Below are 7,351 nucleotides of genomic sequence, written 5' to 3'. Positions count from 1 at the left end.
ATATATATATATATATATATATATATATATATATATATATATATATATATATATATATATATATATATATATATATATATATATATATATATATATATATATATATATATATATATATATATATATATATATATATATATATATATATATATATATATATATATATACACCGCCGTCGTATCACCTCGTGGGGGAACATGGCACTTGTCCCGGGTGAGAGCGAATGTCGCGGGTATGCGAGGTGACAACCGGGACGGTCGTCGTGACGCAGCAGGGAACCTGCTCGCCTCCACCGATCGACGGCCGCCCCGGCCCGGGGACACAACACACGCTCCACGTTTGGCCGTCGTGGATGCGAGCAGGAGAGCGGTCACGACCGATCCGGTACAACACGAGGAGGTCCCCATGTCGGGCACCGAGAAGACCAAGGCCACTGCCGAGCAGGCCAAGGGCAAGGCGAAGGAAGCCCTCGGCCGCATGACGGGCAACGAGCGGATGACCGCCGAAGGCCGCGCCGAACAAGCCAAGGGCGATGCCCGCCAGGCCAAGGAAGAGGCCAAGGACACCTTCGGCCACTGACCGCGGACACACGTCCTCTACACGGCGCGGCCCCCGACCCACTCCCCCGGGTCGGGGGCCGCACCACGCCCCCACCCCGACCCCGGCGGGCCGGTGACCGGACCGACCGCCACGGGTCGACGAGAACTCCCCCGAGCCTCGACGCGCCCAGCCGACCGCTCACCCCCCGGCCGCCACGGAAGTGATGGCGCAGCCTGATGCGGCGGTCCTTCGAGGGTTGGTACCCACGGCGGAAGCGGGCGGTGCTGTTGCGTGTGCGACGGGCGGTCACTGGAAGCTGACCTCTGGCGCGGGGGCCTCCCCGCCGAAGGCAAGCGCGTCACGCCCGCTGGAGTGCGCGGGCGGCTTGGTCGGCGGTCAGCCCGCCGCGCGCAGTGGTAGACGGCGACCGAAGACGGTGTCGAAGGGGTGCGCCTGGCGGGCACTGACCAGGCGGTAGGCGCCGTCGTGTCGGCGCTCGGCGTGGCCGGTGTGGTGGAGGATCTCGACCGGGGTCAGGACGCGCAGGTCCCCGAACACGTAGTACAGCGGCGTCGGTCGGTGGGCGGCGATGAAGTGCAGGCCGGCGTGGACAGCTTCGTCAGCGACGGTGTAGCGGCCGGAGGTACTGCTGGGCATGCAGTCGGGCCCGTGCTGCTTGCGATCAGCCAAGGCCATGACGTCCCCGCCGGCGAACGCCACCGCGGCGCTGGCCCGCCGCGGGCGAGGGCAGGGTTCGGCGCAGCGTGAGTACGGCGAGGGCGCCCGGTCGGCGGGGAAGGCGCCGGGCGCGCTCGCGACGGTGGCGGCCGCGGCGAGGCAGAACGCGCCGAGGTCCGGGCGGGCCACGGCGTCGAGCACGGCAGGGACGTCGGCGGTCCCGGCGGCCGGTGCAGCCTTCACCAGGCGGTGGAGGCGGCGTAGCCGTCGCCGCCCGCGTCAACGGCTGCGGCCAGGGCGCGCGAGCGGGCCGGATCCGTCGGCCAGCTCCAGCAGGTCCTGCGACTCCAGGGGAACGAACTGGCGGACCAGTACCGGGTCGACGGCGTCACGCGGGTCACGCAGCCCGCCGCCCTGAAGCTGGCGCAAAAGCGCTCCTGAGCAGGGCGAAGTCAGCAAACAGCGGGCCGGGTAGGAACGGCGCCCAGTCCCCCACCAGCAGCATCCCGCGGCGACGAGGTAGTGCGGCACCACCACGCGAGCGCGCAGAACAGCGACCAGCGTCAGCCACATCGCCCCCTCAGGTGCCCTCGGCCCCGGACGTGCCCATCTTCGCACTGCGCACCGGCGAGGCCGTGTCTTTCGGATCAGATTGCTCGCCGCCGTGCCGGAGGCGGTCGGTGGGGTGGTGGCCGCCGTTGTCGTCGGGGGTGCCGTGTGGGGGTGGCGGCGGGTGGGCCGGAAGGGTCAGGCGCGGGAGTAGGAGCCGATGCCTACCAGGCCGTAGACGTACTCGTGTGAACGACGAGAACGCAGCGAGGTGCGGCACCAGCCGCCGCGGGCCCGGCCTGATCCGAAAGACACGGCCTAGAGCAGGTCGGGGACGACGCCCAGCTGTTGGAGGAACCCCAGGACGTCCTTGTCCGACCACTTCTCCACGAGCCTGCCGTTCTCGATGCGGTGGATCACGGTGCCGGTCATGGTCAGCCGCGCGCCGGTGGCGGGGATGCCCGGGAGGTCACCCCGGTGCACCCCGTGGGCCGTCAGCCGGGTCACGACCTTGTCGCCCTCCGCGATCTGGTCCTCGATGTCGTGCGTTCCCGGGGTGGCCTCCCAGAAGAGCCGGAACGCCTGCTTCAGGCCCTCGCGCCCCCGTGCGAGGCCGGGGAACGGCGGGGGCGAGTGGTCGAGGTAGTCCTCGGCCACCAGGTCGTCCATGGCGTCGAGGTTCCCCGCGTCGATCTCGCGGTAGAACCGGCGGACCAGCTTCTTGTTCTCCTCAGGTGACACGGGGACCTCTCTGCGTGTGCCGGGCGCGCCGCCCGCGGGGTTGCGCGCATCGTCACCCACCCCTCCCCCGGTGGGGCTCCCGGCGCGCCGGGCCGTCGCGGACGTCGCCCGGGCAGAGCACGCGGCGGCGTCCGGTGCCCGTGCGGCGCGGATGGCCGAAACACCGTCGCTCAGGCTCTACTTGGCGCGTGCGGCGGTTTGGCGAACGCCCCACCGAGTAGGCGTACGCCTGTGCGTCCGCCGTATCCGTCGCGGTCGGGATGCCCCCTGGCCCGTAGGAGGTGACACCGCGTACGGATCGTCCGCCGACGACGCCGTCGCACCATACGGCGTCCTCCTCGACCCGGGAGAACCATGACTCCGATCCTCTTCGTCCATGCCAAGGGCGGCCCTCCCCTGGAGTACGCGGTCCCGCGCATGGCCGCCCATGCCGAGGTGCATGTCCTGGCCCTCGCGCCGTTACCCCGGACCACCGAGTCGGTGTGGCTGCCCGGGTGCGCGTCGGTCACCACCGTCCCGCCGGGCGAGGGGGTGGAACTGGTCGATCTGATCTGTTCCCACGCCCGCCGCGTCGGCGCCGGGGCGGTGCTGACCCTGTCGGAGTACGCGGTGGTGGCCGTCGCCCACGCGAGCCTGCGGCTCGGTCTGCGCGGCGCCGGCGAACGGGTGGCGGGGGCGCGGGACAAGCGCCTGATGCGCCGGATCTGGCGGGACGCCGGAGTCCCCGTGCCGGGGTTCGCGGAGGTCCACTCTCCGGATGACATCACGGCCGCCTTCGAGACCCTGCGGCCGCCGCTCCTGCTGAAGGCGGCGTGGAGCGCGGGTTCAACCGCCCACCTCACCGTGTGGAACGAGCAGGAGGCCGAGGCCGCCTGGAAGACCGGGCGTTCCGTCATGGAGACCTCCTCCGCGCAGGGATACGCCGAACTGCACGCGGCCGACGCGGGCGTCAGCGACTTCCTGCTGGAGGAGATCGTGACGGGCAGGGCCCGCGACTGGTTCGACGGGGACGGGTGGGGCGACTACGTCAGCGTGGAGGGGATCGTCGCCGGCGGCCGCTACCACCCGCTGTGCATCACCGGGCGGATGCCGACCGTCGCCCCCTTCACCGAGCGGGCGAGCCTGGCTCCGGCCGCCCTTCCGCGGGCGTTGCAGCGCCGCGTCGAGGAGGTGTCGCGCGCCGCCGTCGACGCGCTCGGGCTCGACACCTGCGCCACCCACACCGAAGTCAAACTGGGCGCGGACGGAGCCATGTGGCTGATCGAGACCGCCGCCCGCTTCGGCGGGGTGATGACCACCCGGCAGGTGGAGGCGGTCTTCGGGCTCGACATGATCGGCATGCTGGTACGCGAGCTGCTCGGCCGGGACGTTGGCTACCCGGACCGGATGCTGACCGAGGGCGAGGGCGCCGCCGGGTCCCTCGTCGTCCTCGCCGTCGACGCCGGGGGCCGGCCCTGGAGCACCCTGCCGGCCTGGGACTTCGAGGCGGTCGACTGGCCCGCCCTCATCGCGCCGGGCTCCCGCGTGGAGCTGGTGCGTGAGCACAGCCTCGCGCCGGGCAGCCCGGTCCCGCCGTACGAGGAGGCCGGCGGCGCCAACTCCATGGCCGCGCTGTGCTTCCTCACCGCCGAGTCCGCGCCGCGGCTGCTGGCCGACTGCGGCCGCATCGTGGCAGCCCTGCCCGACGCCCTCACCACCCGGACCCCCTCCCCCTCCGCCGACCGTTCGACGCCCGGGAGCCCCGCATGACCGACGCCGCAGCCGCCACCGACGCGCCGGCACCGCGGGGCGCCGCCGTGGACGCCTTGCTCACGCTCCCGCTGTTCGAGCAGCTGGCCGGGCTGCTGGGCGGGCACCCGTACGTGAAGGTCGTCGTGGACCGCGAGCAGGAGCGCTGGCACGTCCTCGACAGCGCCGTGCACTCCTTTCACGTCAACTACATCGCCACCGAGATCCAGGGGCTGACCCTCGACCAGCTCGACGCCGGCCTCGACCGCTTCAACCACGAGGTCTACCAGGACCCCCAGCGGCGCTTCTTGCTCGGCGTCCTGTCGCTGCACTCCCGGGGCGGCCCGGAGCGGGACGAGCCCTTCATGGTCCTGGAGACCACCGAGGCCGACACGATGGGCGCGGAGCTGCTGGTCGAGTTCCACGCCTTCGTGCGGGCCCACCTCGATCCCGCGCTGGAGCTGCTGGTGAAGCCGGCCAACCACGGGCAGGAGAACGCCCTGGCGGCGGTGCCGGAGACCGTGGTGCCCCGGGCCCGCGGCCACGCGCTCCTGGCGACCGCGCCCTTCGTGCCACTGACGCTCGCCTCGGCCACCGGCCGGCTACGGGCCTTCGCCTCCGGCGAGGAGTACCTGGCCGCCCGCGCGGACCTGACCTGGTACGACATCGTCGCCATGCCGGTGGTCCCCGACGACATCCCCCGGGTCGCCGGCCTGGTCAACGCCCGGCCCACCACTCCGCTGTCGCACACCAACGTGCTGGCGGCCGGCTGGGGCATCCCCAACGCCATCGTCCGCGGAGTGCTCGACACGATCGCCGACGAGAAGCTGGACGGTGCCTGGGTCCGCTACGAGGTCACCGCGGATGCCTTCACCATCGAGCGCGTCGAAGAGCCGTCGGACCTCGCCGAACCGACGTGGCACACGCACCGGGTCCGCCTGGACACCCCGCAGGTCACGGACGTACCGCTGGTGCCGCTGTCCGCGCTGCGGGCCGGCGACCGCAACCGCTACGGCACCAAGGCGGCCAACCTCGGGGAACTGCACCACGTGCTGCGCCACGGATCGGCCCGGCTCACCGGCTACTACTCCGTGCCCCGCCCGCCCCGGGCCGACCTCCTCGGCCACCTGGCCGCCCGGCTGGGAAGGCCCGGGGACGCCGACGGCGATCTCGCCGAACATGCGGGCGAGTTCCTCACCCGGCACGTCCAGGCGCCCGCGGGCATCGCCGTGCCCTTCTCCGTCCAGCAGCGCTTCCTGGACTCCTCACCGGCCGTGCAGCAGAGCATCGGCAAGCTGAAGATGGCCCTGGAGCTGGACGCCCTGGACGTCGCGGACTCGGTCTGCCTGCAACTGCAGCACCTGGTGCGCACCCTCCCGGTGCCCGAGGACCTGGTGCGCGCCCTGGACACGCAGCTGGTCGAGCACCTGGCCGGTACGGGCCGCTTCGCCGTTCGGTCCTCCTCCAACGCCGAGGACCTGCCGGGCTTCTCCGCGGCCGGGATCTACGAGTCCCACACCAAGGTCACCGACCTGCCGGGGCTGCTGGACGCCGTCCGCGGGGTGTGGGCCTCGCTGCTCTCGCCGCGCAGCGTGCGGCTGCGCCACCAGGCCGGCATCTCCCTGGACGACACGTACATGGGGGTGATCGTCCAGCGCTACGAGCCGTCCCCGATCGGAGGCGTCATGGTCACCTGCAACCCGACCAACCGGGCCGACTTCCGCAACGTGTACCTCAACTGCGCGCACGGCTCCACGGCCGATGTCGTCGACGGCCGGACGCTGCCCCTGCAGTACCTGTACAACACGGTCGAGGGCGGCGGCCGCACGGTCTCGCTGGGCGCGGCCACCGAGGACCTGCCGCAGGAGACCCGCGAGCACCTGGGCCGGCTGGCGCTGGCCGGCCGCCTGCTCCAGTCCCACTTCGCCACGGACTACACCTTCGCGGGGCCGCTCGACATCGAATGGCTGCTCGCGCCGGAGGGCTCCCTGCACATCCTCCAGCTGCGCCCGTACAGCGCCTGACCCCGTCCGTACGTCCCCGCCTACCGGTCCACCCGAAGGTCACCCATGCCCCTCTCCCTGCGCACGCGCGGGAAACGCCGCGTCCGTCCGCCCGCCGCGGTTCGCCGCGTGATCCGGCTGAACAACGGTTTCCAGCTGTTGTTCAACCTGCTGTGGTGGATGCCCGTCTTCTACCAGTACCAGAAGCAGGCGGGCCTCACGGACAGCCAGATCTTCGGCATCCAGAGCGTCTACTACGTGGCGTTCTGCCTGCTGGAGATACCCACCGGCTTCATCGCCGACCGCATCGGACAGCGCCGCTGCATGCAGCTCGGGGCGGCCGTGATGACCGCGGCGAACCTCCTGCCGGTCGCCTCGCCGTCCTTCGCGGGCTTCATGGCGCACTTCCTGGCCATCGCCGCCGCCCGCTCCCTGGTGTCCGGGGCCTCCAGCGCCTACCTGTACGAGTACCTGCACGAACACGGCGCGGACGAGCACTACGTACAGGCCGAGGGCACCGCCCGGGCCCTCGGCCTCTGGGCGAAGATCGCCTGCTGGCCGCTGGTCGGCGTCCTGATGCACGTCCGGCACGAGGCCCCGTACGTGCTGACCGCACTGTGCGCGCTCGGTTCGCTGGGGTGCGCCGCGGCCCTCCCGGCGATCCAGGCGCCCGGCCCGGGTGCCCACCCGCCGGCGGAGCGCTCCGGGCTCCTCGGTTCGGCCCGCCAGGCGGCGAAGGTGCTCGCCACGTCGCGGTCCCTCGGGCCGTTGATGGTGCAGGGCGTGGCCGTGTTCACGCTCGCCCGCATCTGCCAGGTCAACCTCTTCCAGCCGCTGCTCCTCGAGAAGGACCTCCCCGTCGCCGACCACGGTGCGGTCCTGTCGGCGATGACGGTCGCGGAGGCCGTCGGATCGGCCCGGACCGGCTGGCTGCGCAACAGGCTGGCCGACACCACGGCTGTGACCGTCCTCAGTGTGGTCATGGCCCTCACGCTCGCGGCCACCACGCTGACCGGGGGCCCGGGCACGGTCCTGTGGCTGTGCGTGTTCGCCGCCGCGGCGGGCCTCGCGTACCCGGTCCAGCGCAACCTGATCAACGGGGCCATCCCGCC

At 71.1% G+C, this 7,351-nt stretch carries 7 protein-coding genes; 4 read left to right on the top strand and 3 right to left on the bottom strand.

The window, feature by feature from the left end; translation table 11 throughout:
- The first annotated feature begins 405 nt into the window (after positions 1 to 405).
- A complete protein-coding gene (locus tag SSNG_RS40570; RefSeq protein WP_007268306.1) occupies positions 406 to 579 on the top strand; it encodes a CsbD family protein in 174 nt (57 codons plus the stop codon).
- Between the two features lie 357 nt (positions 580 to 936).
- Here SSNG_RS40570 and SSNG_RS38325 read toward each other — a convergent pair whose 3' ends face one another.
- From SSNG_RS38325 to SSNG_RS33055, 3 genes are all read right to left on the bottom strand, one after another.
- Entirely contained in the window at positions 937 to 1,461 is a 525-nt protein-coding gene (locus tag SSNG_RS38325) for a hypothetical protein (protein ID WP_007268305.1), read from the bottom strand.
- A gap of 36 nt (positions 1,462 to 1,497) precedes the next feature.
- Complete coding sequence (locus SSNG_RS42635) at positions 1,498 to 1,647, bottom strand: hypothetical protein (RefSeq protein ID WP_165365050.1); 150 nt, start codon at positions 1,645 to 1,647, stop codon at positions 1,498 to 1,500.
- Between the two features lie 438 nt (positions 1,648 to 2,085).
- Complete coding sequence (locus tag SSNG_RS33055; protein ID WP_042802573.1) at positions 2,086 to 2,508, bottom strand: ester cyclase; 423 nt, start codon at positions 2,506 to 2,508, stop codon at positions 2,086 to 2,088.
- Positions 2,509 to 2,862: 354 nt separating this feature from the next.
- On the opposite strand from SSNG_RS33055, the gene SSNG_RS33050 reads away from it, so the two are divergent.
- The 3 genes from SSNG_RS33050 to SSNG_RS33040 all read left to right on the top strand — a co-directional run.
- The gene (locus tag SSNG_RS33050) at positions 2,863 to 4,257 is read left to right on the top strand and encodes an ATP-grasp domain-containing protein (protein ID WP_007268302.1); all 1,395 of its coding nucleotides are present in this window, start codon (positions 2,863 to 2,865) and stop codon (positions 4,255 to 4,257) included.
- Positions 4,254 to 6,260: a PEP/pyruvate-binding domain-containing protein gene (locus tag SSNG_RS33045; RefSeq protein WP_063749938.1), complete on the top strand. Its 2,007-nt coding sequence runs from the start codon at positions 4,254 to 4,256 to the stop codon at positions 6,258 to 6,260. The genes SSNG_RS33050 and SSNG_RS33045 overlap by 4 nt, the downstream gene beginning before the upstream one ends.
- Before the next feature lie 108 nt (positions 6,261 to 6,368).
- A partial coding sequence (locus SSNG_RS33040; RefSeq protein ID WP_050779810.1) for an MFS transporter occupies positions 6,369 to 7,351 on the top strand: 983 nt, incomplete at its 3' end.

Origin of the sequence: Streptomyces sp. C, assembly GCF_000158895.1 — a bacterium.
Taxonomy (GTDB): domain Bacteria; phylum Actinomycetota; class Actinomycetes; order Streptomycetales; family Streptomycetaceae; genus Streptomyces; species Streptomyces racemochromogenes.
The sequence above is the reverse complement of the archived record's forward strand: the minus strand, read 5'-3'. Positions and strand labels throughout refer to the sequence as shown.